25 protein-coding genes are annotated in these 25786 nt (G+C 71.3%); 16 read left to right on the forward strand and 9 right to left on the reverse strand.

The window, feature by feature from the left end:
- Positions 1-22 precede the first annotated feature (22 nt).
- The gene (locus tag ACFU95_RS23490; RefSeq protein WP_383830898.1) at positions 23-1663 is read left to right on the forward strand and encodes an ABC-F family ATP-binding cassette domain-containing protein; all 1641 of its coding nucleotides are present in this window, start codon (positions 23-25) and stop codon (positions 1661-1663) included.
- 24 nt (positions 1664-1687) lie between these two features.
- Here the strand turns inward: ACFU95_RS23490 and ACFU95_RS23495 are convergent, their stop codons facing one another.
- The 5 genes from ACFU95_RS23495 to ACFU95_RS23515 form a co-directional block, all read right to left on the reverse strand.
- The gene (locus ACFU95_RS23495) at positions 1688-2884 is read right to left on the reverse strand and encodes a serine hydrolase domain-containing protein (RefSeq protein WP_383830901.1); all 1197 of its coding nucleotides are present in this window, start codon (positions 2882-2884) and stop codon (positions 1688-1690) included.
- Positions 2885-2962: 78 nt separating this feature from the next.
- Entirely contained in the window at positions 2963-3550 is a 588-nt protein-coding gene (locus ACFU95_RS23500) for a putative glycolipid-binding domain-containing protein (RefSeq protein WP_383830904.1), read from the reverse strand.
- Between the two features lie 71 nt (positions 3551-3621).
- The gene (locus ACFU95_RS23505) at positions 3622-6000 is read right to left on the reverse strand and encodes a Tex family protein (RefSeq protein ID WP_383830907.1); all 2379 of its coding nucleotides are present in this window, start codon (positions 5998-6000) and stop codon (positions 3622-3624) included.
- A gap of 103 nt (positions 6001-6103) precedes the next feature.
- A complete protein-coding gene (locus ACFU95_RS23510) occupies positions 6104-6235 on the reverse strand; it encodes an LPFR motif small protein (RefSeq protein ID WP_010042827.1) in 132 nt (43 codons plus the stop codon).
- Between the two features lie 86 nt (positions 6236-6321).
- The gene (locus ACFU95_RS23515) at positions 6322-7191 is read right to left on the reverse strand and encodes a hypothetical protein (RefSeq protein ID WP_383830910.1); all 870 of its coding nucleotides are present in this window, start codon (positions 7189-7191) and stop codon (positions 6322-6324) included.
- Positions 7192-7307: 116 nt separating this feature from the next.
- Between ACFU95_RS23515 and ACFU95_RS23520 the strand changes: the two genes are divergently transcribed.
- Both ACFU95_RS23520 and ACFU95_RS23525 read left to right on the forward strand, forming a co-directional pair.
- Positions 7308-8267 carry a GlxA family transcriptional regulator gene (locus tag ACFU95_RS23520; protein ID WP_383830913.1) on the forward strand — a complete coding sequence of 320 codons (960 nt, stop codon included), beginning with the start codon at positions 7308-7310 and terminating at the stop codon, positions 8265-8267.
- 22 nt (positions 8268-8289) lie between these two features.
- Positions 8290-8925 carry a DJ-1/PfpI family protein gene (locus tag ACFU95_RS23525; protein ID WP_383830916.1) on the forward strand — a complete coding sequence of 212 codons (636 nt, stop codon included), beginning with the start codon at positions 8290-8292 and terminating at the stop codon, positions 8923-8925.
- Here the strand turns inward: ACFU95_RS23525 and ACFU95_RS23530 are convergent.
- Positions 8912-9667 (reverse strand): enoyl-CoA hydratase/isomerase family protein, encoded by a 756-nt coding sequence (locus ACFU95_RS23530; protein WP_383830919.1) that lies wholly within the window; start codon positions 9665-9667, stop codon positions 8912-8914. The genes ACFU95_RS23525 and ACFU95_RS23530 overlap by 14 nt on opposite strands.
- A 279-nt stretch (positions 9668-9946) precedes the next feature.
- On the opposite strand from ACFU95_RS23530, the gene ACFU95_RS23535 reads away from it, so the two are divergent.
- On the forward strand, positions 9947-10456 hold the full coding sequence (locus ACFU95_RS23535) for an ATP-binding protein (protein WP_383831132.1): 510 nt from the start codon (positions 9947-9949) through the stop codon (positions 10454-10456).
- Between the two features lie 13 nt (positions 10457-10469).
- Here ACFU95_RS23535 and idi read toward each other — a convergent pair whose 3' ends face one another.
- From idi to galE, 3 genes are all read right to left on the reverse strand, one after another.
- Complete coding sequence (gene idi / locus ACFU95_RS23540; protein ID WP_383830922.1) at positions 10470-11063, reverse strand: isopentenyl-diphosphate Delta-isomerase; 594 nt, start codon at positions 11061-11063, stop codon at positions 10470-10472.
- Between the two features lie 187 nt (positions 11064-11250).
- A complete protein-coding gene (locus tag ACFU95_RS23545; protein ID WP_383830925.1) occupies positions 11251-12186 on the reverse strand; it encodes a cation diffusion facilitator family transporter in 936 nt (311 codons plus the stop codon).
- A gap of 155 nt (positions 12187-12341) precedes the next feature.
- Positions 12342-13325, reverse strand: a complete 984-nt coding sequence (galE, locus tag ACFU95_RS23550) for a UDP-glucose 4-epimerase GalE (RefSeq protein ID WP_383830928.1) — start codon at positions 13323-13325, stop codon at positions 12342-12344.
- Positions 13326-13652: 327 nt separating this feature from the next.
- On the opposite strand from galE, the gene ACFU95_RS23555 reads away from it, so the two are divergent.
- The 12 genes from ACFU95_RS23555 (at position 13653) to ACFU95_RS23610 (ending at position 25679) form a co-directional block, all read left to right on the forward strand.
- Complete coding sequence (locus ACFU95_RS23555; RefSeq protein WP_383830931.1) at positions 13653-15461, forward strand: DUF5941 domain-containing protein; 1809 nt, start codon at positions 13653-13655, stop codon at positions 15459-15461.
- A complete protein-coding gene (locus tag ACFU95_RS23560; RefSeq protein ID WP_383830934.1) occupies positions 15458-16210 on the forward strand; it encodes a sugar phosphate nucleotidyltransferase in 753 nt (250 codons plus the stop codon). Before ACFU95_RS23555 ends, ACFU95_RS23560 begins: the two co-directional genes overlap by 4 nt.
- The gene (locus ACFU95_RS23565; RefSeq protein ID WP_383830937.1) at positions 16198-17259 is read left to right on the forward strand and encodes an iron-containing alcohol dehydrogenase family protein; all 1062 of its coding nucleotides are present in this window, start codon (positions 16198-16200) and stop codon (positions 17257-17259) included. The genes ACFU95_RS23560 and ACFU95_RS23565 overlap by 13 nt, the downstream gene beginning before the upstream one ends.
- Positions 17237-18016, forward strand: a complete 780-nt coding sequence (locus ACFU95_RS23570) for a CDP-alcohol phosphatidyltransferase family protein (protein WP_383830940.1) — start codon at positions 17237-17239, stop codon at positions 18014-18016. Before ACFU95_RS23565 ends, ACFU95_RS23570 begins: the two co-directional genes overlap by 23 nt.
- Positions 18017-18021: 5 nt before the next feature.
- A complete protein-coding gene (locus ACFU95_RS23575) occupies positions 18022-18918 on the forward strand; it encodes a glycosyltransferase family 2 protein (RefSeq protein WP_383830943.1) in 897 nt (298 codons plus the stop codon).
- Positions 18919-19016: 98 nt separating this feature from the next.
- Positions 19017-19946, forward strand: coding sequence for an ABC transporter permease (locus tag ACFU95_RS23580; RefSeq protein WP_383830946.1), 930 nt, complete (start codon positions 19017-19019; stop codon positions 19944-19946).
- Entirely contained in the window at positions 19939-20727 is a 789-nt protein-coding gene (locus ACFU95_RS23585; protein ID WP_383830949.1) for an ABC transporter ATP-binding protein, read from the forward strand. Before ACFU95_RS23580 ends, ACFU95_RS23585 begins: the two co-directional genes overlap by 8 nt.
- Positions 20728-21084: 357 nt before the next feature.
- Positions 21085-22014: a squalene synthase HpnC gene (hpnC, locus tag ACFU95_RS23590; RefSeq protein WP_383830952.1), complete on the forward strand. Its 930-nt coding sequence runs from the start codon at positions 21085-21087 to the stop codon at positions 22012-22014.
- The gene (gene hpnD / locus ACFU95_RS23595; RefSeq protein WP_383830955.1) at positions 22011-22973 is read left to right on the forward strand and encodes a presqualene diphosphate synthase HpnD; all 963 of its coding nucleotides are present in this window, start codon (positions 22011-22013) and stop codon (positions 22971-22973) included. The genes hpnC and hpnD overlap by 4 nt, the downstream gene beginning before the upstream one ends.
- Positions 22973-23116, forward strand: a complete 144-nt coding sequence (locus tag ACFU95_RS23600; RefSeq protein ID WP_383830958.1) for a DUF6380 family protein — start codon at positions 22973-22975, stop codon at positions 23114-23116. Before hpnD ends, ACFU95_RS23600 begins: the two co-directional genes overlap by 1 nt.
- Entirely contained in the window at positions 23113-24543 is a 1431-nt protein-coding gene (gene hpnE, locus ACFU95_RS23605; RefSeq protein ID WP_383830962.1) for a hydroxysqualene dehydroxylase HpnE, read from the forward strand. The genes ACFU95_RS23600 and hpnE overlap by 4 nt, the downstream gene beginning before the upstream one ends.
- Positions 24543-25679 carry a polyprenyl synthetase family protein gene (locus ACFU95_RS23610; protein WP_383830965.1) on the forward strand — a complete coding sequence of 379 codons (1137 nt, stop codon included), beginning with the start codon at positions 24543-24545 and terminating at the stop codon, positions 25677-25679. Before hpnE ends, ACFU95_RS23610 begins: the two co-directional genes overlap by 1 nt.
- The last annotated feature ends 107 nt before the right edge of the window (positions 25680-25786 follow it).

Consider the following 25786-nt stretch of genomic DNA (forward strand, 5'->3'; position numbering starts at 1 on the left):
GCGCGCATTAGGATCGCTCCCTGTGACCGCAACCCTCGTCGTCAAGAACCTCGCCGCCGGCCACGGCGACCACCCCCTGTTCAGCGGGCTCGATCTCGTCGTGGCCCCCGGAGACGTGATCGGCCTGGTCGGGGCCAACGGCGCGGGCAAGTCCACGCTGCTGCGCCTGCTCGCCGGGCTGCTCGCACCGGAGGAGGGCGAGCTGCGGCTCTCCCCGCCGACGGCGACCGTCGGTCACCTGCCGCAGGAGCCCGAGCGGCGCCCCGGCGAGACCGTCCGCGAGTTCCTGGCCCGCCGCACCGGCGTGACCGAGGCGCAGCGGGTGATGGACGAGGCGACGCAGGCCCTCGTCGACGGGGCACCGGGCGCGGACGACGCGTACGCCACGAGCCTGGAGCGCTGGCTCGACCTGGGCGGCGCCGACCTCGACGAGCGGGCGGAGGAGGTCGCCGACTCGCTGGGCCTGGCGGTGGACCTGGACCAGCCGATGACGTCCCTGTCGGGCGGCCAGGCGGCCCGCGCCGGGCTGGCCTCGCTCCTGCTGTCCCGCTACGACGTCTTCCTGCTGGACGAGCCGACGAACGACCTCGACCTCGACGGCCTGGAGCGCCTGGAGCGCTTCGTCGGCGGCCTGCGCGCCGGGACGGTGGTCGTCAGCCACGACCGCGAGTTCCTCACCCGCACCGTCACCAAGGTCCTCGAACTCGACCTCGCCCAGCGGCAGATCAACCTCTACGGCGGCGGCTACGAGGCCTACCTGGAGGAGCGCGAGGTGTCCCGCCGGCACGCCCGCGACGACTACGAGGAGTACGCCGACAAGAAGGCCGCCCTCCAGGAACGGGCACAGATGCAGCGCTCCTGGATGGACAAGGGCGTCAAGAACGCCCGCCGCAAGGCGAACAACGACAACGACAAGATCGGCCGCAAGTTCCGCAGCGAGGCCAGCGAGAAGCAGGCCGCGAAGGCCCGCCAGACCCAGCGCATGATCGAGCGCCTGGACGTCGTCGACGAGCCGCGCAAGGAGTGGGAACTGCGCATGGAGATCGCGTCGGCGCCGCGCTCGGGCGCGGTGGTCGCGACCCTGCGGGACGCCGAGGTGGGCCGCGGCGACTTCACCCTGGGCCCGGTGAGCCTCCAGATCGACTGGGCGGACCGGGTGGCGGTCACCGGCGCCAACGGCGCGGGCAAGTCGACGCTGCTGGGCGCCCTGCTGGGCCGCGTCCCGCTGACCGAGGGACAGGCGACGCTCGGCTCCGGCGTGCTGATCGGCGAGGTCGACCAGGCCCGCAAGCTCTTCCACGGCGAGGAGTCCCTGCTGGACGCCTTCTGCGCGGCGGTCCCCGACACGGAACCGGCGGAAGTCCGCACCCTCCTGGCCAAGTTCGGTCTGAAGGCGGACCACGTCCTGCGCCCGGCGGCAACCCTCTCCCCGGGCGAACGGACCCGCGCGGCCCTCGCCCTCCTCCAGGGCAGGGGCGTCAACCTCCTCGTCCTGGACGAGCCCACGAACCACCTCGACCTGCCGGCCATCGAGCAGCTGGAATCGGCCCTGGACGCCTACGAGGGCACGTTGCTCCTGGTCACCCACGACCGGCGCATGCTCGACGCGGTCCACGTCACCCGCCGCCTGGAGGTCGCCGACGGCAAGGTGACCGAACGCTAGGGCGGTGTGCCGGGGGCGTGTGCGTCAGCGCCCGCGGTTCAGCAGGCCACAGACGAAGTTCTCCTGCACGGCGCGCAGTTTCCGCAGCAGGTCAGGCTTCATGGCCGCGTTGATCTGCGTGGTGACGGAGAAGGTCAGCGACCGGCGCCCGTCCGGGGTGGCCGCGATCAGCTGGGTGTAGCCGGGGAAGTTGCCGGTGTGCCCCAGCACCACCCCGCACCGGGTCGTGTACCGGAAGATGGCGAGCCCGCCGTCGTTGCGCCCCGGCCCGGCGGGCTCGGACGCGGCCCCGGGGATCCAGCGACGCTGCTCCCGCACGACGTGGTGGCCGTACAGCCGGCCGCCGGCGTAGCCCCGGATGAAGCGCGTCATGTCGTTCGGCGTGGAGACGATGCCGCCCGACGCCCACACCCCGGACGCGCTGAGGACCTCGCTGACGTCCTCCGGCGGCTCGGGCGGGCTCACGTCATAGCCGTGCAGATAGGGCCTCGGCATCCGGTAGCCCTGCGGCAGGCTGGTCCGGCGCAGGTCCAGCGGCCGGTACACCAGATCCTCCAGCAGGCGCTCGTACGGGGTGCGGGTGGCCGCTTCGGCCATCAGGGCGACGGCGATGTTGTCGGAGTTGGAGTACTCGTACCGGGAGCCGGGCCGGAACCGCAGGGGCTGGCCCGCGACGTAGTCCAGCAGCCGGCGGGAGTCGAAGTGGTGCCGGGGGTCAGCCATCAGGATGTTCAGGAACGCCGGGGCCAGGGTGTAGTCCGGCAGGCCGCTGGTGTGGTTCAGCAGCTGGCGCAGCGTCACGGCGCCCCAGGCCCTGGGCAGGCGCGGCAGCCGCTCGCGCAGCGTGTCGTCGAGCCGCAGGTAGCGGCGGTCGACGAGGGACAGCGCCACCGCGCCGCTGAACGCCTTGGCCGTACTGGCGATGCGCATGTGGTCGTCCGGGCCTGGCCTGCGGCCGGTCGCCAGGTTCGCGACGCCGGCCCGCAGGACCCGGCTGCCCCCGCCGTCCCGCAGGACGGCGATGGCACCGGGCGGGCCGCCGGGCGTGCGGACCAGGTCGTCGAGCTGCTGCTGGAGCGCGGCGTCGGTGTGCGGTCCGGGCGGCGTGGCGGCGCCCGCGGTGGCCGGGGACAGCAGGGCCAGACAGACGGTGATGAGGGAGACCGCGCCCAGACGGGGCCCGAGCGGGGAACGGCGGCGGCGTGGGACAGGGGCAGGCATCGGTTCTCCCTGGGCGGGCGGCGATCACGCGGACTGGGCGTCCAGCTTCGCCGTCCCGGATCCGGTCGGCCGCTCGCGCTACTGCACCTGGCCCAACCGGCCGTGCCCGCCCGCTCGGACGAGCCGAGTCGCCAGCCCCGGGTAGTCGACGACGAAGCCGCCGTCGTCGAACCCGATGTCGCTGCGGAAGTCGCCGGAGACGAAGCGGATGCGGTGCTGCCCCAGATGGGTGTAGGTCTGCCGCGAGGGGAGCACGGCCAGATCGGGCACCGACACCCAGGCCATCAGGAACTCCCGTTCCCCGGGCGCCAGATGGAGACCGTGCCGCAGCACCGGCATCGTGTTGGTGAGCGGGCACAGGCCCAGGTCGCAGTCGAGGGCGCCGTCGACCGCGGGCACCGGCTCACCGTTCGCCGTCCACCGGCCCGCTCCGTCGTGCCGCAGATCGAGCGTGCGGACGCCGTCCACGGACTCGACGGTGACCTGGAGCCGACGCGTCACGAAGGCGTCGGTCGTGTCGAGTTCGTACGAGATCCAGTACGGCTCCGGCACCGTGCCGACCGCTCGGCCACGCCCGCGCAGGGTGTCGTCGCCGAGCTCGACCCAGGCGGTCTCGATGCCCTGGCTCCCCGACACTTCCCAGGTGATGACACGCGACGTCGACATGTCGCCACCCTACGGGCGAACCGGCCCGGACTTCCCGTCTCGTACCGGAGAGTCCGGGCCCGTGCGTCGTCTCAGCGCTTGCCCTTCTTGGGGTCGACCAGACCCGCGCGGCGCAGTGCGTCGGCCATGGCGCTGTTGGCCGGAGGCGGCGCCTGCCGAGAGCCGCCACCGCCCCCGCCGCCACCGCGGCTCTGCCGCTGCTGCGGCGGGCGGCCGCCCCGCTGCCGGCGTTCGCCGCCGCCCCCGCCGCCCTGCTGCCCCTGCGGAGCCGCCTCGTCGTCGAGCCGCAGCGTCAGGGAGATCCGCTTGCGCGGGATGTCGACGTCGAGGACCTTCACCTTGACGATGTCACCGGGCTTCACCACGTCCCGCGGGTCCTTGACGAACGTCTTCGACAGCGCGGAGACGTGTGCCAGGCCGTCCTGGTGGACACCGACGTCGATGAACGCCCCGAACGCGGCCACGTTCGTCACGACACCTTCCAGGACCATCCCGGACGACAGGTCGGAGATCTTCTCGACGCCCTCCTTGAAGGTGGCCGTCTTGAAGGCGGGCCGCGGGTCGCGGCCGGGCTTCTCCAGCTCCTTGAGGATGTCGGTCACGGTCGGCAGACCGAATGTCTCGTCCACGAAGTCGTTCGCCTTCAACGACCGCAGCACGCCCGTGTTGCCGACGAGTGCGGCCACCTCCTGACCGGAGGTCTTCACCATGCGCCGCACGACCGGGTACGCCTCGGGGTGCACACTCGACGCGTCCAGCGGGTCGTCGCCGCCGCGGATCCGCAGGAAGCCCGCACACTGCTCGTACGCCTTCGGGCCCAGCCGGGCCACGCCCTTGAGCTGCTGGCGGGACTTGAACGGGCCGTTCGCGTCCCGGTGCGCCACGATGTTCTCGGCCAGCCCGGAGGTGATGCCCGAGACGCGGGACAGCAGCGGCGCGGAAGCGGTGTTGACGTCGACGCCCACGCCGTTCACGCAGTCCTCCACCACCGCGTCCAGCGAGCGCGACAGCTTCACCTCGGACAGGTCGTGCTGGTACTGGCCGACGCCGATCGACTTCGGGTCGATCTTCACCAGCTCGGCCAGCGGGTCCTGGAGCCGGCGCGCGATGGAGACCGCGCCGCGCAGCGACACGTCCATGTCGGGCAGTTCCTGCGAGGCGAAGGCCGAGGCCGAGTACACGGACGCGCCCGCCTCGGACACCATCACCTTGGTGAGCTTCAACTCAGGGTGCCTGGTGATGAGTTCACCGGCGAGCTTGTCCGTCTCACGGGACGCCGTGCCGTTGCCGATCGCCACCAGTTCGACCGCGTGCTCCTTCGCCAGCCGGGCCAGCTTGGCGACCGCCTCGTCCCACTTGTTGGCGGGGACGTGCGGGTAGATGACGTCGGTGGCCACCACCTTGCCGGTCGCGTCGACCACGGCGACCTTGACGCCCGTACGGAAGCCCGGGTCCAGGCCCAGCGTCGCACGGGTGCCGGCCGGGGCGGCGAGCAGCAGATCGCGCAGGTTCGCCGCGAACACGCCCACGGCCTCGTCCTCGGCGGCCGTGCGCAGGCGCAGCCGCAGGTCGATGCCGAGGTGGACGAGGACGCGGGTCCGCCAGGCCCAGCGGACCGTGTCCTTCAGCCACTTGTCGGCGGCGCGGCCGCGGTCGGCGATCCCGAACTTCGCGGCGACGATCCCCTCGTACGACGAAGGCCCCTCGGTCGGCTCCTCCGGCTCCAGGACGAGGTCGAGGACCTCCTCCTTCTCGCCGCGCAGCATCGCCAGGATGCGGTGCGAGGGCAGTTCGGTGAACGGCTCGGCGAAGTCGAAGTAGTCGGCGAACTTCGCGCCCGCCTCCTCCTTGCCGTCGCGCACCTTGGCGGCCAGCCGCCCGCGCACCCACATGCGTTCGCGCAGTTCGCCGATCAGGTCGGCGTCCTCCGAGAACCGCTCGGTGAGGATCGCGCGGGCGCCCTCCAGGGCGGCCTGCGCGTCGGCCACGCCCTTGTCGGCGTCGACGAAGGCCGCGGCGGCGGCCAGGGGCTCGACGCCCGGGTCACCGAGCAGCCCCTCGGCGAGCGGCTCCAGCCCGGCCTCACGCGCGATCTGTGCCTTGGTCCTGCGCTTGGGCTTGAACGGCAGGTAGATGTCCTCCAGCCGCGCCTTGGTCTCGGCGCCGCGGATCCGGGCCTCCAACTCGTCGGTGAGCTTGCCCTGCTCGCGCACCGATTCCAGGATCGCCGTGCGCCGCTCCTCCAGCTCCCGCAGATAGCGCAGCCGCTCCTCGAGCGTGCGCAGCTGCGCGTCGTCGAGCATCTCGGTCGCTTCCTTGCGGTAGCGGGCGATGAAAGGCACCGTCGAACCGCCGTCGAGCAGCTCCACGGCAGCCTTCACCTGCCGCTCTCGTACGCCGAGCTCCGCGGCGATCCTGCCTTCGATGGACCCTACGAGGGGTGTCGTCACGATCCCGTCCCGCCTTCTGACTGAGGTTGCGCGGCAATTGTGGCAGGTAGCACCGACAACCGGGGATCAGGGCGGCGACTCGGCCGGTCGCGGCGGGACGGAATCAGACCCTGCGACTGCGGGTACTGCTCGACGCGCCGCCGAAGAGCCGGGCGAGAGCCCGGAACGGCAATGTCACGACAGTGGCGATCGCGCCGCCTATCTGCCGGAGTACGTCTGCGATTGCACGGAACACGTGGTGACTCCTTCTTCAGTTGAGGACCGGGTGCCGCGTCTCGGGTTCGCTATGCACCTTGGCGCCGACGGTGGGCCCCGGAGGGCTCAGCCCTTGCCGATCAGGTCCGCCGGAAACGCCCCCGCCGCCACCGCCGCCCGCGCGAACTCCGCACCGAGTTCCGTCAGCTGTGCGACCCCCTCCGCCCCGAGGTGCTCGTAGGGTGCCTGATCCAGGCGGTCGGTCTCGGACTCGATCTCCTCGCGCAGGGCGACACCCTCCGGCGTCAGGTCACCGCTGTCCTCCAGCAGACCGCGCTCACGCAGCCGGCCGGACGCCGCCTCCCAGTCCTCCTGGCTCCAGCCACGCGTGGTGAACACCCACTTCGGAGTCATGCCCTTGCCGGTCGCCGTGTGGGTGACGACGGCGTCCAGCCCGTCGAGCCCGGCCGCCATCAGCACGGCGAGATGCCCGTCGCCCCGATGCTCGCGCAGCAGCGTGGTGGCGTGGAAGTACGCCAGGTGCGGCTCCTCGGGGACCGGCAGGTCCGCGTGGGCCGAGTACAGCGGCCGTGCGCTGCGGGAACAGGCCTGCGTGGCCCGGAGCGCGAGCCGGGCGGCCTCCGCCATCTCCGGGGACGTCACGCGGTCCTCGCCCAGCAGCCGCCGCAGCGCCGAGTCGACCGCACGCGCGCGTGCCGCCAGTACGTCCTCGGGTGAGGCGATCGCCCAGACCGCGGGTACGTGCCGGGCCACCAGCTCGTGCTTGTAGCTGTAGAACGTCGCCGTCACCGCGCCGGCGCCGACGGGTCCCAGCGCGGCGGACCGCACCGCGAAATTGACGGCCTTGGGATGCGTGATCCCCAGAGCGCCCAGTTCCTTGCCCAGCTCTGGGGCGAAGTAGGACGTCGCGTGCAGGGAGTTGAGCACGTGGTGGCAGCGGCGGCCGGCGCGGGGTTCCAGGGCGGCAGTAGTCATGGCCGGAAGGTTACCAACCGCTTGGTACGTCGCTCCAGCGTGCGCGAGCGCCCATGGCAGGAAAGGTGGGGTCCTCGTCATTGTGGTCATGGCGCCGCTCTCGAACAATCGAGGACATGGCGCAGCGAACCGTTCTCTTCGTTCTCTTCGAGGGTGTGCAGAGCCTCGACCTGACCGGCCCGCTGGAGGTCTTCACGGGGGCCGAGAAGCACCGCCCGGGCACCTATCGCATCCGCACGGCCTCCTTGGACGGCGGCCCCGTGCGCACGTCCAGCGGCCTGACCGTCGTACCGGACGCGGCACTCGCCGACGTGTCCGACCCGCACACCCTCCTCGTCCCGGGCGGTGAGGGGACACGCGGTCCCCAGCCCGCTCTGACCGACTGGCTGCGCGAGCACGGGCCCCGTGCCGAGCGCCTGGTCTCCGTCTGCACCGGCGCGATCCTTCTCGCCGCGGCGGGCCTGCTCGACGGCCGCCGGGCCACGACCCACTGGGCGTACTGCGGCAAGCTCGCCCGTGATCACCCCGCGGTCGAGGTCGACCCCGACCCGATCTACGTCCGCGACGGGCGCGTGGCGACCTCCGCCGGCGTCACCTCCGGCATCGACCTCGCCCTCGCCCTGGTCGAGGAGGACCTGGGCCGGGACGTGGCCCTCGGCATCGCCCGCCACCTGGTCGTCTTCCTGCGCCGCCCCGGAAACCAGGCCCAGTTCAGCGCCCAGCTCGCCGCGCAGACCGCCCAGCGCGAGCCCCTGCGGGACGTCCAGCGCTGGATCGCCGAGCACCCCGACGCCGACCTGAGCGTCGAGACACTCGCCGCCCGCGCCAGCCTCTCCCCGCGCCACTTCGCCCGCGCCTTCCAGACCGAGACCGGTATGACCCCGGGCCGCTATGTGGACCGGGTCCGCCTCGAACACGCCCGCCGCCTCCTGGAGGACTCCGCCGACGGCGTCGAGGAGATCTCCCGGGCCAGCGGCTACGGCACGCCCGAGGCCATGCGGCGCGCCTTCGTCAAGACCCTCGGGACGGCCCCGGTCGAGTACCGCCGCCGGTTCCGCCCCGCACCGACCCACTGACACCCTGCTGAAAGGAAGCACCATGCAGATCGCGATGGTCCTCTACGACCGGTTCACCGCCCTCGACATCGTGGGGCCCTACGAGGTGTTGAGCCGTCTCCCGGGAGCACGGGTCGACTTCGTCGCCGAGACCGCGGGGCCCGTGCGCACCGACACGGGGTCCCTCGCGCTCATGGCCGACAAGACCCTGGCGGACGTGCCGCACCCCGACGTGGTCGTGGTCCCGGGCGGACCCGGCACCTTCGCCGAGACCGGGAACGAGGTCCTGCTGGAGTGGCTCAGGACAGCCGACCGTACGAGCACCTGGACGACCTCGGTCTGCAGCGGTTCGCTGCTCCTCGGCGCCGCGGGACTCCTCGCGGGCCGCCGCGCCACGTCCCACTGGCTCGCGCTGGACTTCCTGTCGCAGTACGGCGCCGAGCCCACGGGCGACCGGGTCGTCCCGGACGGCAAGTACATCACCGCGGCCGGTGTCTCCTCCGGCATCGACATGGGCCTGACCCTGGTCGGGAGGATCGCCGGCGACGAACACGCCCAGGCCGTACAGCTGTTGACCGAGTACGACCCGCAACCGCCCTACGACGCCGGCTCCCCGCGGAAGGCGCCCGCGCACCTCGTCGAGGAGTTCCGCACGAACAGCCGCTTCAGCCTGATGTAGGCACGTTCCAGGTGAAACGGGGCTGCCGGCGCTCCAGGAACGCGGCGACGCCCTCGGCCCGGTCGCCGCTCGCGCGCGCCTGTTCCGCCCAGTGGTCGTCGCGATCGGTGCGCCCGTCCGCGAACTCCTTCGCCGCGGCCTGCGTCAGCTGCGAGCGCGACACCAGGACCCGGGTGAACTCGGTGACCCGCGCGCCGAGTTCACCCGGGGGCGACACCTCGTCCACCAGGCCCGTCCGCAGAGCGCGCTCCGCGTCGATCAACTCTCCTGAGAACAGCAGGTACTTGGTCGTGGACGGCCCCACCAGCGACGCCAACCGCCGGGTGGAGGAGGCCGGATAGACGATCCCGAGCTTCGCCGGGGTCACCCCGAACAGCGCCCCCTCCTCGGCGAACCGCAGATCACACGCCGCCGCCAGCTGCGACCCGCCGCCCACACAGTGTCCCCGGATCGCCGCCAGCGTCGGCTTCGGGAAGGCGGCCAGCGCCTCCTCCGCGGCCACGGCCAGCCCTTGCGCCTCCTGGGCGGACCCCCGGAGCGTGGAGATGTCGGCCCCCGCGCAGAACGTGCCGCCCTCGCCGGTCAGCACCAGCACCCGTACGTCCGGATCGGCGGCCAGCGTGCCGAGCAGCGGCGGCAGCGCCCGCCACATCGCGGCCGTCATCGCATTGCGCTTGGCCGGATGATGGATGACCACGGTGGCGACCGAGTCGGTGACGCTGTGCTGCAGCTGGGGCTCCATGCCCGGATGCTAGCCGTACCTCCCAACCGTACGATCAGGCACCACGGAGAGTGACGGGCGGGGCGGGCGGACGGCGGTGACGGCAAACCCGTACAACCCGAAGAGTTCGTGAAGTCGGCACAAGCGGCGTCGGAGCGGTCCAACAACTGACCGTGTCATACGCCAACGGTCAGAATCGCTCGATACCCGCTGACTTCTGTTCAGTCATGCGGTCCGGACCTGCGCGTTACCAACACTCGACGTGTGGTGACAATCGAGCGCGAGGGTGGCGACCGGACGATGGAGAACCACGGGCGCGGGTCCGGCCCACGCCCAGGAGGTGGCGCGGACGAGCATCTCGTCCAGCGGCCGCCGAACCCCCTGCCGTACGAGGGCGTCTGGCGGTTCACCGCCCCAGCCGTCGACGCCTCGGTCCCGCAGGCCCGGCACGCCGTCCGGGACCTGCTGTACCGCCAGGGTGTGCCGGTTTCCGACGAGCTGGTGCAGGGAGTGCTGCTGATCGTGTCGGAACTGGTCACGAACGCCGTCCGGCACGCGGCGCTGCTGTCGCCGACGCTCGCCGTGGAGGTCGCCGTCGGCGCCGAGTGGCTGCGGGTGTCGGTGGAGGACAACCACCCCTACCGCCCGACCGCCCTGGAGGCCGACCACGGCCAGACCGGCGGCCGCGGACTGCTCCTGGTCCGTGAGGTGACCCGGGAGGCGGGCGGCGTGTGCGACGTCGAGCACACGGCGAGCGGCGGCAAGGTGATCTGGGCCGCCGTCCCGCTCGAACCCGCGCGCGTGCCCTAGACGCCGGCGCTCGTCACCAGCCGGCCGAGGGGCCCGTCAGCTCCCTGACCGCGGGGCGGGCCGCGTCGAGGACGGTCATGAACCAGGACGAGAAGGTGTCCTTCGCGTGGCGTTCGGCCAGTTCGGCCGGCGTCACGAAGGCGGTCTCACCGACCTCGTCCGGGTCCGGCCGCACCGGGGACTGCACCAGGCCGACGAAGAGGTGGTTGTACTCCTGCTCCACCAGGCCCGAGTCCGGGTCCGGGTGGTTGTAGCGGACCGTGCCCGCCTCGGCGAGCAGCGACGGGGAGACACCGAGTTCCTCGTGCGTCCGGCGGGCCGCGGCCGCGAAGGGCGCCTCGCCGGGGTAGGGGTGGCCGCAGCAGGTGTTGGACCAGACGCCGGGGGAGTGGTACTTGCCGAGCGCCCGCCGCTGGAGCAGCAGCCTGCCCTGCTCGTCGAAGAGGAACACGGAGAAGGCGCGATGCAACTGCCCGGGAGGCTGATGGGCGGCGAGCTTCTCCGCGGTGCCGATCGTCACACCGTTCTCGTCGACCAGTTCCAGCAAAATCGCCTCTGCGGTGCCGTTCGACGGACTGTGCGTCGCGGTGGCAGGTGTGATCGGCATACCCATCCTTCGCCTCGGTCTTGCGCCCCAAGTGTGCCGTACGAATCCGGCACTCCCGGCAGTTGATCGTGCCCGGCGCGGCGGGCACGGAACCGTGTGGAGGGGCGCTGTGAGCATGAGGACGCGACCGACCACCGGATCGCTGCATTCCGTCCGTACTGACGTCTTATCGGACCGTACGGTTGTTTCAGTGACAGAGTCGGGCTTCGTGCTCCGCGTGCCCGACCGGCTCCAGCTGGAAGGTGCAGTGCTCCACGTCGAAGTGGTCGCCGAGGCAGCCCTGGAGCTCGTGCAGCATCTTCTCGTGGCCGATCGCGTTCAGGGCGTCGGAGCGCACCACCACATGGGCGGACAGCACCGGCATGCCGGAGGTGATCGTCCAGGCGTGCAGATCGTGGACGTCCTCGACGCCGTCCAAGGCGAGGATGTGGGACCGGACCTCCGCCATGTCGACGTCCTTCGGGGCCGACTCCAGCAGTACGTCGAGGGTCTCGCGCAGCAGCTTGAAGGTGCGCGGCACGATCATCAAACCGATGACCAGCGAGGCGATCGGGTCGGCGGCCTGCCAGCCCGTGGCGAGGATCACCGCCGCCGAGATCAGCACCGCGAGCGAGCCCAGCGCGTCCGCGGCCACCTCCAGGAAGGCGCCGCGCACGTTCAGGCTCTCCTTCTGGCCCCGCATCAGCAGCGTCAGCGAGATCATGTTCGCGACCAGGCCGATCGCGCCGAACACGATCATCAGGCCGCCCTCGGTGTCCGCGGGCGTGAAGAACCGCTGGATCGCCTCGTACAGGACATAGCCGCCGACGCCCAGCAGCAGCAGACAGTTGGCGAGGGCGGCGAGGATCTCCGCGCGGGCGAAGCCGAAGGTGCGTGTCGTGCTGGGCGGCCGGTTCGCGAAGTGGATGGCGAGCAGGGCCATGCCCAGACCGAGCGCGTCGGTCGCCATGTGCGCCGCGTCCGCGATCAGGGCGAGCGAGTCCGCCGCCACACCGCCGACGATCTCGACCACCATGACACCGAGCGTGATCGCCAGCGCCACCCGCAGTCTCCCGCGGTACGCGGCAGCCGCCGTACCACTGGTCGGCACGTGCGAGTGCCCGTGATCGTGCCCAGCCCCCATGAGAAAGCCGCCCTTCGCGGTCCGTCCGACGATCGGAATTTCCGTCCGGGGTCACAGTCAACTACGGGTGGGGGGTATCGGGCAACGCGGCACTGAACACCGTTGTCATGTGCCCTGACCTGCGGAAACGATCCGCAGGTCAGGGCCTTGCATGATCAGCCGCTCGACCGGCCGCCGTGATGCAGCAGCCACCCCTGCCACGCCGACTCGACCATCTCGCGTACCCCGCGCCGAGCCGTCCAGCCGAGCTTCTCGGCGGCCCGTGCGGCCGAGGCGACCGCGCGCGGGGCGTCCCCGGGCCGCCGGTTCTCGACGACGGCGGGGCGCGCGTCGCCGGTGACCTCGCCGATGACGGTGACCAGCTCGCGGACGGAGACGCCCGCGCCGCTGCCGATGTTGACCGTCAGATCACCGCTCGCGTCCGCCTCGCCGAGCCGCCGGGCCGCCGCCAGATGGGCCTCGGCGAGGTCGGCGACATGGATGTAGTCGCGGACGCAGGTGCCGTCCGGCGTCGGATAGTCGTCGCCGAAGATCCGCGGGGCCTCGTCACGGGTGAGCCGGTCGAAGACCATGGGGACGATGTTGAACACGCCCGTGTCGGCCAGCTCGGGCGAAGCGGCGCCCGCGACGTTGAAATACCGCAGGCACACGGTCGCGATGCCGTGCGCGTGACCAGCGGCCCGCACCAGCCACTCCCCGGCGAGCTTGGTCTCGCCGTACGGGTTCACCGGCGCGCACGCGGTGTCCTCCGTGATGAGATCCACATCCGGGTTGCCGTACACGGCGGCGGACGACGAGAACAGGAACCGCTTGACGCCCGCCTCGGCGACCGCCTCCAGGAGCGTGGCGAGACCGCCCACGTTCTCCCGGTAGTAGCGCGTCGGCTGCGCCACCGACTCGGCGACCTGCTTGCGCGCCGCGAGATGCACCACACCCGTCACGCCGTGCTCCGCGAACACCCGCTTCAGCAGGTCACCGTCCAGCGAGGAACCCTCGACGAGGGGGATGTGGGCGGGGAGCCGCGCGGGCCGGCCGGCCGAGAGGTCGTCCAGTACGAGGACCCGCTCCCCGGCGTCGGTCATGGCCCGCGCCACATGTGCTCCGATGTAGCCGGCTCCGCCTGTGATCAGCCATGTCATGGTCGACCACCCTATGCCGGGGCACCGGCGCGGCAGGCAATGTCCCCGATGTCCCGGTCTGGCGGCGCGAGTTTGTGGGCGGGCCCCGCAATCCCCGATGATGATCGCGGCAGGGCTCTGGGCAAACCGCGTTGATCGTTCCGCCGAACGGCCGGTGAACGTGGGCTTCCCGTCATCCGATAGCCTCTGCCGACACGCCGCCCGGCGGGCCCTGTCATCAAGTTGACGTCTGCCGGGTGACGCCCGGCATGCCAGAGCCCCCGGCAAGGGGCGCCCCCATCATGAACATGACCGGCGCATGCGCCGGCACCCAGGGAGTGAGTTCGGTTGTCGACCGCCATCCTCACCGGTCAGCCGGTCCCCGGATCGTCGATCGAGGGTGATCTGCGGTCCCTCGGCTATGACGTACGGGCCGCCGCCGACGCCACCGAGGCCGAGACGCTCCTCGCCCAGGTACCCGGCGACCAGCGAGTCGCCGTCGTCGACGCCCGCTTCGTCGGGCACCAGCACGCGCTGCGCCTCGGCCTGACCGACCCCCGCTTCCCGCTCGCCGCCATCCCGGGCGCCGTGACGGCCCAGCCCGCCGGCCGGCAGGCCCTGACCCGCGCGATGGCCCGCGAGAACTCCGCGGGCGGCGGAACGGCGGTGGCCGTGGACAGCCTCGCCGACCGCATCGTCACCGCCCTCGACGACGAAGGCACCGACGTCCACCGTCCCGAGCTCGGCAGCCTGGTCGCCGCCGTCCCGGCCGACCCGCAGGCCCGCAACGAGGCACGGCAGTCCGTCGCCGCCGTCGACGACGAGGCCGTACGCCTGAAGTCGGCCGTGAAGTCCCGCGACGGCTTCTTCACCACCTTCTGCATCAGCCCGTACTCCCGCTACATCGCCCGCTGGTGCGCCCGCCGGGGCCTGACCCCCAACCAGGTCACCACCGCCTCCCTGGTCACCGCGCTCATCGCGGCGGGCTGCGCCGCCACCGGCACCCGGGGCGGGTTCGTCGCGGCCGGTCTCCTGCTGATCTTCTCGTTCGTCCTGGACTGCGCCGACGGCCAGCTCGCCCGCTACTCCTTGCAGTACTCCACGCTCGGCGCCTGGCTGGACGCCACCTTCGACCGGGCCAAGGAGTACGCCTACTACGCGGGCCTCGCCCTCGGCGCGGCCCGCGGCGGCGACGACGTCTGGGCCCTGGCTCTCGGCGCGATGATCCTCCAGATCTGCCGGCATGTCGTGGACTTCTCCTTCAACGAGGCCAACCACGACGCCACCGCCAACACCAGCCCCACGGCAGCCCTCTCCGACAAGCTCGACAGCGTCGGCTGGACGGTGTGGGCGCGCCGGATGATCGTCCTTCCGATCGGCGAGCGCTGGGCGATGATGGCGGTGCTGACCGCGGCCACCACTCCCCGTATCACCTTCTACGCGCTGCTCATCGGCTGCGCCTTCGCCGCGACGTACACCACGGCGGGCCGCGTCCTGCGCTCGCTGACCCGCAGGGCGCGCCGGACCGACCGGGCCGCCGAGGCGTTGGCGGACCTGGCGGACAGCGGGCCGATCGCCGAGGCGCTGGCGCGCGTACTGGGCAAGCTGCCCGCCCGGCCGCCGCTCGGCGCCCGGGTCCTCCTCGCCGTGCCCGGCGCCGTCCTGCTGGTTCTCGCCGCGGTGCTGGAGCCGTACGGCAGTGCGCTGCCGGTCGCGGCAGCCGCCCTGTACGCGCTCACCTCGGCCGCCGCCGTCGCGCTGCCCCTCAAGGGCGCCCTCGACTGGCTGGTCCCCCCGATCTTCCGCGCCGCTGAATACTGCACCGTTCTCGTCCTCGCCTTCAAAGCGGACGTGAACGGAGCCCTCCCTGCGGCTTTCGGGCTGGTGGCGGCTGTCGCCTACCATCACTACGACACGGTCTATCGCATCCGCGGCAACGCGGGCGCGCCTCCGCGCTGGCTGGTGCGGTCCATCGGGGGACACGAGGGCCGCACGCTGGTGGTGGTCGTACTGGCGGCGCTGCTCACCGCCTCACAGTTCACGGTCGCGCTCACGGCCCTGGCCGTGGCCGTGGCCCTGGTGGTGCTCGTCGAGAGCATCCGCTTCTGGGTGTCCTCCGGGGCGCCCGCCGTACACGATGAAGGAGAACCCGCATGATCGGCCTCGTGCTGGCGGCCGGCGCCGGACGGCGTCTGCGCCCCTACACCGACAGCCTTCCCAAGGCTCTGGTGCCGGTGGGGCCCGCGGGCATAGAAGGCGAACCCACGGTTCTCGATCTGACCCTCGGCAACTTCGCCGAGATCGGGCTGACCGAGGTCGCGATCATCGTCGGCTACCGCAAGGAGGCCGTGTACGCGCGCAAGGAAGCCCTGGAGCAGAAGTACGGCCTGAAGCTCACCCTCATCGACAACGACAAGGCCGAGGAGTGGAACAACGCCTACTCCCTGTGGTGCGGCCGTGACGCCCTCAAGGACGGCGTGATCCTCGCCAACGGCGACACCGTGCACCCGGTCTCCGTCGAGAAGACGCTGCTCGCCGCCCGCGGCGAGGGCAAGAAGATCATCCTCGCGCTGGACACGGTGAAGAGCCTGGCCGACGAGGAGATGAAGGTCGTCGTCGACCCCGAGCGGGGCATGACGAAGATCACCAAGCTGATGGACCCCGCCGAGGCCACCGGCGAGTACATCGGCGTCACCCTCATCGAGGGAGACGCCGCCCCTGAGCTGGCCGACGCTCTGAAGACGGTCTGGGAGACCGACCCGCAGCAGTTCTACGAGCACGGCTACCAGGAGCTCGTGAACCGCGGCTTCAGGATCGACGTGGCGCCGATCGGCGACGTCAAGTGGGTGGAGATCGACAACCACGACGATCTCGCCCGTGGACGGGAGATCGCGTGCCTGTACTGACCCGGCTGATTCCCTCGCCGGTCGTCGTCGACATCCGTCCGGGGGCCCTCGACGACCTGGGCGGTGTGCTCGCCGACGAGCGCATCTCGCACTCCGGCAAGCTGGCCGTCGCGGTCAGCAACGGCTCCGGTGCCCGGCTCAAGGAGCGGCTCGCTCCCGCGCTGCCCGGCGCCACCTGGTACGAGGTCGGCGGCGGCACCCTCGACGACGCGGTCCGGCTGGCCGGTGCCATAAGGGCCGGCCACTACGACGCGGTCGTCGGGCTCGGCGGTGGCAAGATCATCGACTGCGCCAAGTTCGCCTCGGCGCGCGTCGGTCTGCCGCTGGTCGCCGTGCCGACGAACCTCGCGCACGACGGTCTGTGCTCGCCGGTCGCCACCCTCGACAACGACGCGGGCCGCGGCTCGTACGGTGTGCCGAACCCGATCGCGGTCGTCATCGACCTCGATGTCATCCATGAGGCCCCGGCCCGTTTCGTGCGGGCCGGCATCGGCGACGCGATCTCCAACATCTCGGCGATCGCGGACTGGGAGCTCGCCAACCGCGTCAACGGCGAGAAGATCGACGGCCTCGCCGCCGCGATCGCCCGCCAGGCGGGCGAGGCGGTACTCCGGCACCCCGGCGGTATAGGGGACACCGGCTTCCTCCAGGTACTCGCCGAGGCGCTGGTGCTCAGCGGTATCGCGATGTCGGTGTCGGGCGACTCCCGCCCGTCCTCCGGCGCGTGCCACGAGATCAACCACGCCTTCGACCTGCTGTTCCCTCAGCGCGCCGCCGCCCACGGCGAGCAGTGCGGACTGGGCGCGGCTTTCGCCATGTACCTGCGCGGAGCCCACGAGGAGTCGGCCTTCATGGCCGAGGTGCTGCGTCGGCACGGGCTGCCGGTACTGCCGGAGGAGATCGGCTTCACGGACGACGAGTTCGTCCGCGTGGTGGAGTTCGCTCCGCAGACCCGGCCTGGCCGCTACACGATCCTCGAACACCTCGACCTGACAACCGACCAGATCAAGGACATCTACGCCGACTATGTCAAGGCCATCGGTAGCTGAACTCCGCCCCGTCGTTCACCCCGCGGGGGTGAAGGACCGGCGCAGCGGTGAGCACTGGATGGGACGCCTCTACATGCGTGAGGTGTCCCTGCGGGTCGACCGCTATCTGGTGAACACCAGGGTCACGCCCAACCAGCTCACGTACCTGATGACCGTATTCGGTGTACTCGCGGCCCCGGCACTTCTGGTGCCGGGGATCCCGGGCGCCGTGCTGGGCGTGGTGTGCGTCCAGATGTATCTGCTGCTGGACTGTGTCGACGGCGAGATCGCGCGCTGGAAGAAGCAGTACTCGCTCAACGGCGTCTACCTCGACCGCGTCGGCGCCTACCTCACCGACGCCGCCGTGCTCGTCGGCTTCGGGCTGCGCGCCGCCGACGTGTGGGGCAGCGGCCGTATCGACTGGCTGTGGGCCTTCCTCGGCACGCTGGCCGCGCTCGGCGCGATCCTGATCAAGGCCGAGACCGACCTGGTCGGCGTCGCCCGGCACCAGGCCGGCAAGCCGCCGGTGCAGGAGGCGGCCTCCGAGATGCGCTCCTCCGGCATGGCCCTGGCCCGCAGGGCCGCCGCCATGCTCAAGTTCCACCGTCTGATCCTCGGCATCGAGGCCTCGCTGCTGATCCTGGTCCTGGCGTTCGTCGACCAGGCCCGCGGCGACCTGTTCTTCTCCCGGCTCGGCGTCGCCGTGCTCGCCGGCATCGCGCTGCTCCAGACCCTGCTGCACCTCGTGTCCATCCTCGCCTCCAGCAGGCTGAAGTGAACGGCATGAGCTCTTCCCCCGGACCCGCACCGAAGGTCGGCGCGGTCATCATCACGATGGGCAACCGCCCCGACGAACTGCGTGCCCTCCTCGACTCGGTCGCCAAGCAGGACGGCGACCGCGTCGAGGTCGTCGTGGTCGGCAACGGCTCCCCGGTCCCGGACGTCCCCGCGGGCGTCCGCACGATCGAGCTGCCCGAGAACCTCGGCATCCCCGGCGGCCGCAACGTGGGCATCGAGGCCTTCGGCCCCAGCGGCCGCGATGTCGACATACTGCTCTTCCTCGACGACGACGGCCTCCTCGCCCACCACGACACCGCCGAGCTGTGCCGCGAGGCGTTCGACGCCGACCCGAAGCTCGGCATCATCAGCTTCCGCATCGCCGACCCGGAGACCGGCGTCACCCAGCGCCGCCACGTGCCGCGACTGCGGGCCGCCGACCCGATGCGCTCCTCCCGGGTCACCACGTTCCTGGGCGGCGCCAACGCCGTCCGTACCCAGGTCTTCGCCGAAGTCGGCGGGCTTCCGGACGAATTCTTCTACGCCCACGAGGAAACCGACCTGGCATGGCGGGCCCTCGACGCGGGCTGGATGATCGACTACCGGTCCGACATGGTGCTGTACCACCCGACGACCGCGCCCTCGCGGCACGCGGTCTACCACCGCATGGTCGCCCGCAACCGCGTCTGGCTGGCCCGCCGAAACCTTCCGGCTCCCCTCGTCCCGGTCTATCTGGGTGTCTGGATGCTGCTCACCCTCGCCCGCCGCCCCTCCCGCCCCGCCCTCAAGGCATGGTTCGGCGGTTTCCGGGAAGGGTGGACCACTTCGTGCGGTCCCCGCCGGCCCATGAAGTGGCGTACGGTGTGGCGGCTGACTCGACTGGGCCGACCTCCCGTCATCTGACAAGCTCGGTCCTGAAGAGCCCCCGGGCCCCGTCCGGGCCCCAGGTTCATGCCCATGCCCGCACAGGCTGCGCATCTCGAAGACGAAAGTTTCCACTGGTGAGTGAGACAACGCACGACGGCGGAGTCGCGGTGAGCGCGCCTCCGTCGCCCGACGAGGGACTCACGGCGGCCGAGCTGGCCGCCAGGTACGGGCTGACCGTGAGCGGCGCCCGCCCCTCGCTGTTCGAGTACGTCCGCCAGCTCTGGGACCGGCGGCACTTCATCCTCGCGTTCTCGCGGGCGAAGCTGACCGCCCAGTACAGCCAGGCGAAACTCGGCCAGCTCTGGCAGGTGGCCACCCCGCTGCTGAACGCGGCCGTGTACTTCTTCATCTTCGGCCTGATCCTGGAGGCCGACCGCGGCATGTCCCGCGAGGTGTACGTCCCGTTCCTGGTCACGGGCGTCTTCGTGTTCACCTTCACCCAGAGCTCGGTGATGGCGGGCGTGCGCGCGATCTCCGGCAACCTCGGCCTGGTCCGCGCCCTGCACTTCCCGCGCGCCTCACTGCCGATCTCCTTCGCGCTCCAGCAGCTCCAGCAGCTGCTGTTCTCGATGATCGTGCTGTTCGCGGTGGCCCTGATCTTCGGCAGCTACCCGGCCCTGTCCTGGCTGCTGATCGTCCCGGTGCTGGTCCTTCAGTTCTTCTTCAACACCGGCCTCGCGATGATCATGGCCCGGGCCGGCTCCAAGACGCCGGACCTGGCGCAGCTCATGCCGTTCGTGATGCGTACGTGGATGTACGCGTCCGGCGTGATGTTCTCCATCCCGATCATGCTGGAGGACAAGCCGGACTGGATCGCCACCGTCCTCCAGTGGAACCCGGCCGCGATCTACATGGACCTGATGCGCTTCGCCCTGATCGACGGCTACGGCTCCTCGAACCTGCCCGACCACGTCTGGGCGGCCGCCCTCGGCTGGGCGGTGCTGTTCGCCGTCGGAGGCTTCGTGTACTTCTGGAAGGCGGAGGAGAGGTACGGCCGTGGCTGAGCAGAAGACGGATGCTCCCATCCCCACCGTCATCGCGGACGAGCTGCACATCGTCTACCGCGTCAACGGCGCCAAGTCCGGCAAGGGCAGCGCCACCGCCGCCCTCAGCCGCATCCTCAAGAGGGGCTCCGACGACGCGGCGCGAGGCGTGCGCAAGGTGCACGCCGTCAGAGGCGTCTCCTTCGTCGCCTACCGAGGTGAGGCCATCGGCCTGATCGGTTCCAACGGCTCCGGCAAGTCCACCCTGCTGCGCGCCATCGCCGGCCTGCTCCCGGCCGAGAAGGGCAAGGTCTACACCGACGGCCAGCCCTCCCTGCTCGGGGTGAACGCGGCGCTGATGAACGACCTCACCGGCGAGCGCAACGTCATATTGGGCGGGCTCGCCATGGGCATGTCCCGTGAGCAGATCAAGGAGCGCTACCAGCAGATCGTCGACTTCTCGGGCATCAACGAGAAGGGCGACTTCATCACGCTCCCCATGCGCACGTACTCGTCCGGCATGGCGGCCCGCCTGCGCTTCTCCATCGCCGCCGCCAAGGACCACGACGTCCTCATGATCGACGAGGCGCTGGCCACCGGCGACCGCAAGTTCCAGAAGCGCTCCGAGGAACGCATCCGCGAGCTGCGCAAGGAGGCGGGCACGGTGTTCCTGGTCAGCCACAACAACAAGTCGATCCGCGACACCTGCGACCGCGTCCTGTGGCTGGAGCGCGGCGAGCTGCGGATGGACGGACCGACGGACGAGGTCCTCAAGGAGTACGAGAAGTTCACGGGCAAGTAGTCCACCCCCGTATGGGCCGTGTGGCCCAGGACGCTTCGCAGGGCCCTGCCGGAACTGCCCCGGCGGGGCCCCGCGTCTGCAAAGGAAACGTCAACTCCGCCTGGCCTCGGGAACCTTGACGCCAATCGGTGTGTTGTTGTGATGTGCAGGACACCCCCACGGGCCCGGCCCCGTTGTACAACGTAAGCTGTACCGGCACCGAAACGCGGCAAGTGGGGCGATAAGGAACGACACCCCCACCCCGGGCTGCGGCGCGGACGGCCGGGCGGCGTGTCCGAAATAGTGTGCATTGGGTCTGCGGTGTAGAACGGGAGATGTGACGGCAATGGCTACGGAAACTCCCCAGCTCCACGCAGCATGTGCCGTCCCCGCCCCGGGCAGTCCACGGTGACGGGAACCGGCGCGCGCACAGATGACGCGGAGCGTGGCACGCTCGACAAGGCCGCCGCGGAGAACTTCCCCGTGGCGCCTTTCTTCCTGCCCAGAGCCTGGCGCACCGACCTCATGGCCGTCTACGGCTTCGCCCGCCTCGTCGACGACATCGGCGACGGCGATCTCGCGCCCGGCGGCCCGGACGCCCGGCTGCTCGGCGTGTCGCCCGAGGAGGCCGAGGACCGCACCGTCCTCCTCGACGCCTTCGAGGCCGACCTGCGCCGCGTCTTCGACGGGACCCCGCACCACCCCCTGCTGCGCCGCCTCCAGCCGACCGTCCGCCGTCGCTCGCTGACCCCCGAGCCCTTCCTCGGCCTGATCGCCGCGAACCGTCAGGATCAGCTGGTGGGGCGGTACGAGACCTACGACGACCTCCTTGCCTACTGCGAACTGTCCGCCAACCCCGTCGGCCGTCTCGTCCTCGCCGTCACCGGCACCGCGACGCCCGAGCGGATCCGTCTCTCCGACGCGGTGTGCACGGCGCTCCAGATCGTCGAGCACCTCCAGGACGTCGCCGAGGACCTCGGCCGTGACCGGATCTATCTGCCCGCGGCGGACATGAAACGCTTTCACGTCGAGGAAACCGATCTCGCGGCGAAAACGGCAGGCGCATCGGTGCGCGCACTGGTCGCATACGAAGCCGAACGCGCTCATAACCTCCTGAATGAAGGCACCCCCCTGGTGGGTAGCGTCCACGGCAGACTCAAACTGCTGCTCGCGGGTTTCGTGGCCGGGGGAAGGGCGGCGATCCGAGCGATCGCCGCCGCCGAATACGACGTACTTCCCGGCCCGCCCAAGGCCAGCAGGCTCCAGCTGCTGCGCGAGGTGGGCGTGACTCTGCGAGGAGAGGGGTGATCCGGACCGTGGAGTCTGCACCACACGCGTCCGCACCGGTACTCGCCGCCTACAGCTACTGCGAGGCCGTCACCGGGCAGCAGGCCCGCAACTTCGCCTACGGCATCAGGCTGCTGCCCACGCCCAAGCGTCGCGCGATGTCGGCGCTGTACGCGTTCTCGCGCCGCGTCGACGACATCGGCGACGGCGCCCTGACCGACGACGTCAAGATCGCCAGACTCGAGGACACCCGGGAGCTGCTGACCCGGATCCGCGACCGGGCGGTCGACGAGGACGACATCGACCCCGTGGCCGTTGCTCTCGCCCACGCCGCCGACACCTTCCCGATCCCGCTCGGCGGCCTGGACGAACTCATCGACGGCGTCCTGATGGACGTGCGCGGCGAGACCTACGAGACCTGGGACGACCTGAAGGTCTACTGCCGCTGTGTGGCGGGCGCCATCGGTCGGCTCTCGCTCGGTGTCTTCGGCACGGAACCCGGCGCGCGCGGCGCCGAGCGCGCGCCCGAGTACGCCGACACGCTGGGGCTCGCCCTCCAGCTCACCAACATCCTGCGGGACGTCCGCGAGGACGCCGAGGGCGGGCGCACCTATCTGCCCTCCGACGACCTCGCCAAATTCGGCTGCTCGACCGGCTTCAGCGGGTCGACACCACCGGAGGGCTCCGACTTCGCGGGCCTCGTGCACTTCGAAGTGCGTCGGGCCCGCGCCCTTTTCGCCGAGGGCTACCGGCTGCTCCCCATGCTGGACCGGCGCAGCGGCGCCTGTGTCGCCGCCATGGCCGGCATCTACCTCCGCCTCCTCGACCGCATCGAGCGCGACCCTCAGGCCGTGCTGCGCGGCCGGGTCTCCCTGCCCGGGCGCGAGAAGGCGTACGTCGCCGTGCGCGGCCTGTCCGGTCTGGACGCCCGGCATGTGACCCGGCGAACCGTCAGTCGTACCGTCAGGAGGCGCGCCTGATGGACATCGCGGCCCAAGGTGATGCCGTCGGCGAAAAGCGGCGGGCAACCCTCCGCTGCCCGGTCGCGTCCCTGACTGAGACGACCGGCCGTGCACCGTTCAAGTACCGGCGCGACGGTCACGCGGGGGAGGGTGCACGATGACCGACGGCACGCGGCCGCAAGAGCCGCTCGCGGACCTTGTGGGACGCCCCGGGAAGGACGCCGTCGTGGTCGGCGGTGGGCTCGCCGGCATCACCGCCGCGCTCGCGCTCGCCGACGCCGGAGTGCGCGTCACCCTGATCGAGGGCAGGCCCAGGCTCGGTGGCCTGGCCTTCTCCTTCCAGCGCGGCGACCTGACCGTCGACAACGGACAGCATGTCTATCTGCGCTGCTGCACCGCCTACCGCTGGTTCCTCGACCGCATCGAGGGGACGGCGCTGGCACCGCTTCAGGAGCGTCTGGACGTGCCCGTGGTCGACCTCGCGCGGCCCGAGGGGCGACGGCTCGGCAGACTGCGGCGCGACGCGCTGCCCGTACCCCTGCACCTGGGCCGGAGCCTGGCGACGTATCCGCATCTGTCGCTCGCCGATCGCGCCAACGTCGGGCGTGCCGCGCTCGCGCTCAAGGGGCTCGACCTGGCCGATCCGAGCCTGGACGCACAGGACTTCGGCAGCTGGCTGGCCGCCCACGGTCAGTCGGCGCGTGCCGTCGAGGCCCTGTGGGACCTGGTCGGGGTCGCCACCCTCAACGCGGTCGCGGGCGACGCCTCGCTGGGGCTCGCCGCGATGGTGTTCAAGACCGGTCTGCTCTCCGACCCGGGCGCGGCCGACATCGGATGGGCGCACGTCCCGCTGGGTGAACTGCATGACCGGCTGGCCCGCAAGGCGCTCGACTCCGCGGGCGTGCGCACCGAGGTCCGTACACGTGTCACCTCCATCTCCACTGACGAGAACGGGCGTTGGAGCGTTCAGGTTCCCGGCGAGACGCTGCGGGCGGACGCGGTGGTGCTCGCGGTGGCCCAGCGCGAGGCGTACGACCTGCTGCCCGAGGGTGCCCTCGACGCCCCGGAACGGCTGCTGGAGATCGGCACCGCGCCGATCCTCAACGTCCATGTCGTGTACGACCGCAAGGTGCTCGGCAGGCCGTTCTTCGCGGCGCTCGGCACCCCGGTGCAGTGGGTGTTCGACCGCACCGACGCCTCCGGGCTCAGGGACGGCGGCCAGTACCTCGCCCTGTCGCAGTCGGCCGCGCAGGACGAGATCGACGAGCCGGTGGCCGCGCTGCGCGAGCGGTATCTGCCCGAGCTGGAGCGGCTGTTGCCCAGGGCGCGCGGTGCGCGGGTGAACGACTTCTTCGTGACCCGGGAGCGCACAGCGACGTTCGCTCCCACCCCCGGCGTCGGGCGGCTGCGGCCCGGCGCCCGTACCAAGGCACCCGGCCTCTGTCTGGCCGGAGCGTGGACCGCCACTGGGTGGCCCGCGACCATGGAGAGTGCGGTCCGCAGTGGCGTGAGTGCGGCGGGAGCCGCGCTGAGCGCCCTGGGCCGGCCCCGCCCCCACCACCTCTTCGACGTCGAGGAGGCGGCGTGATGCTGAACGAGCGCCCGGCGGCAGGCCCCCGCACCCCCGGTACCGCAACAAGAGGAGAGACCGTGCCCACTGTGCCCCCGGCCGAGAAGGCCGCTCGAGAGACCGCGGTGGACGTGACCGCGCTCCTGGAGCGCGGGAGGACCCTGGCCACACCGGTACTGCGGGCGGCGATCGACCGCCTGGCCGCTCCCATGGACACCGTTTCCGCCTACCACTTCGGCTGGATCGACGCCGCGGGCAACCCCACGGCCGGCGACGGCGGCAAGGCCGTACGCCCCGCCCTCGCGGTGCTCTCCGCCGAGGTCACCGGTGCCGAGCCCGAGGTCGGCATCCCCGGCGCGGTCGCCGTCGAGCTGGTCCACAACTTCTCCCTGCTGCACGACGACCTGATGGACGGCGACGAACAGCGCCGCCACCGCGACACCGTCTGGAAGGTGCACGGCCCGGCCCAGGCCATCCTCGTCGGCGACGCCCTGTTCGCCCTCGCCAACGAGGTCCTGCTGGAGCTCGGCACGGTCGAGGCCGGCCGCGCCACGCGCCGTCTGACCACCGCCACCCGCGCGCTGATCGACGGTCAGGCGCAGGACATCTCCTACGAGCACCGCGACCGCGTCAGCGTCGAGGAGTGCCTGGAGATGGAGGGCAACAAGACCGGCGCCCTGCTCGCCTGCGCCTGCTCCATCGGCGCGGTGCTCGGCGGCGCCGACGACCGCACCGCGGACACTCTGGAGAAGTACGGCTACCACCTGGGCCTCGCCTTCCAGGCCGTCGACGACCTCCTCGGCATCTGGGGCGACCCGGTCGCCACCGGCAAGCAGACCTGGAGCGACCTGCGCCAGCGCAAGAAGTCCCTGCCGGTCGTGGCCGCGCTCGCGGCGGGCGGCTCCGCCTCCGAGCGGCTCGGCGAGATCCTCGCCGCCGACGCCAAGAGCAGTGACTTCGAGAACTTCTCCGAGGAGGAGTTCGCGGCGCGTGCCGCCCTGATCGAGGAGGCGGGCGGCCGCGAGTGGACCGCCGACGAGGCGCGCCGTCAGCACGCCGTCGCCGTCGAGGCGCTCGACGCCGTCGACATGCCCGACCGGGTGCGGGCGCAGTTCACCGCGCTCGCCGACTTCGTCGTCGTACGGAAGAGATGAGCCCCACCGGGCGAAAAGAGATGATCAGTATCGGTCGAATAGCCCTCGCGTAGTCGCCGGCCGGTGTGGCGGGAACCAGCGCACCGGCCGACGGCGGACCCACAGCA

The sequence above is a fragment of the Streptomyces sp. NPDC057623 genome, from assembly GCF_042800355.1.
In the GTDB taxonomy this organism is placed as follows: Bacteria; Actinomycetota; Actinomycetes; order Streptomycetales; family Streptomycetaceae; genus Streptomyces.

Bases quoted from the DNA above. Each gene is read 5' to 3' on its own strand.
- ACFU95_RS23495 (WP_383830901.1), bottom strand. From the start codon at position 2,884: ATGCCTGCCCCTGTCCCACGCCGCCGCCGTTCCCCGCTCGGGCCCCGT.
- ACFU95_RS23500 (WP_383830904.1), bottom strand. From the start codon at position 3,550: ATGTCGACGTCGCGTGTCATCACCTGGGAAGTGTCGGGGAGCCAGGGC.
- ACFU95_RS23515 (WP_383830910.1), bottom strand. From the start codon at position 7,191: ATGACTACTGCCGCCCTGGAACCCCGCGCCGGCCGCCGCTGCCACCAC.
- ACFU95_RS23520 (WP_383830913.1), top strand. From the start codon at position 7,308: ATGGCGCAGCGAACCGTTCTCTTCGTTCTCTTCGAGGGTGTGCAGAGC.
- ACFU95_RS23525 (WP_383830916.1), top strand. From the start codon at position 8,290: ATGCAGATCGCGATGGTCCTCTACGACCGGTTCACCGCCCTCGACATC.
- ACFU95_RS23530 (WP_383830919.1), bottom strand. From the start codon at position 9,667: ATGGAGCCCCAGCTGCAGCACAGCGTCACCGACTCGGTCGCCACCGTG.
- ACFU95_RS23535 (WP_383831132.1), top strand. From the start codon at position 9,947: ATGGAGAACCACGGGCGCGGGTCCGGCCCACGCCCAGGAGGTGGCGCG.
- idi (WP_383830922.1), bottom strand. From the start codon at position 11,063: ATGCCGATCACACCTGCCACCGCGACGCACAGTCCGTCGAACGGCACC.
- ACFU95_RS23545 (WP_383830925.1), bottom strand. From the start codon at position 12,186: ATGGGGGCTGGGCACGATCACGGGCACTCGCACGTGCCGACCAGTGGT.
- galE (WP_383830928.1), bottom strand. From the start codon at position 13,325: ATGACATGGCTGATCACAGGCGGAGCCGGCTACATCGGAGCACATGTG.
- ACFU95_RS23560 (WP_383830934.1), top strand. From the start codon at position 15,458: ATGATCGGCCTCGTGCTGGCGGCCGGCGCCGGACGGCGTCTGCGCCCC.
- ACFU95_RS23570 (WP_383830940.1), top strand. From the start codon at position 17,237: ATGTCAAGGCCATCGGTAGCTGAACTCCGCCCCGTCGTTCACCCCGCG.
- ACFU95_RS23575 (WP_383830943.1), top strand. From the start codon at position 18,022: ATGAGCTCTTCCCCCGGACCCGCACCGAAGGTCGGCGCGGTCATCATC.
- hpnC (WP_383830952.1), top strand. From the start codon at position 21,085: ATGTGCCGTCCCCGCCCCGGGCAGTCCACGGTGACGGGAACCGGCGCG.
- ACFU95_RS23600 (WP_383830958.1), top strand. From the start codon at position 22,973: ATGGACATCGCGGCCCAAGGTGATGCCGTCGGCGAAAAGCGGCGGGCA.
- hpnE (WP_383830962.1), top strand. From the start codon at position 23,113: ATGACCGACGGCACGCGGCCGCAAGAGCCGCTCGCGGACCTTGTGGGA.
- ACFU95_RS23610 (WP_383830965.1), top strand. From the start codon at position 24,543: ATGCTGAACGAGCGCCCGGCGGCAGGCCCCCGCACCCCCGGTACCGCA.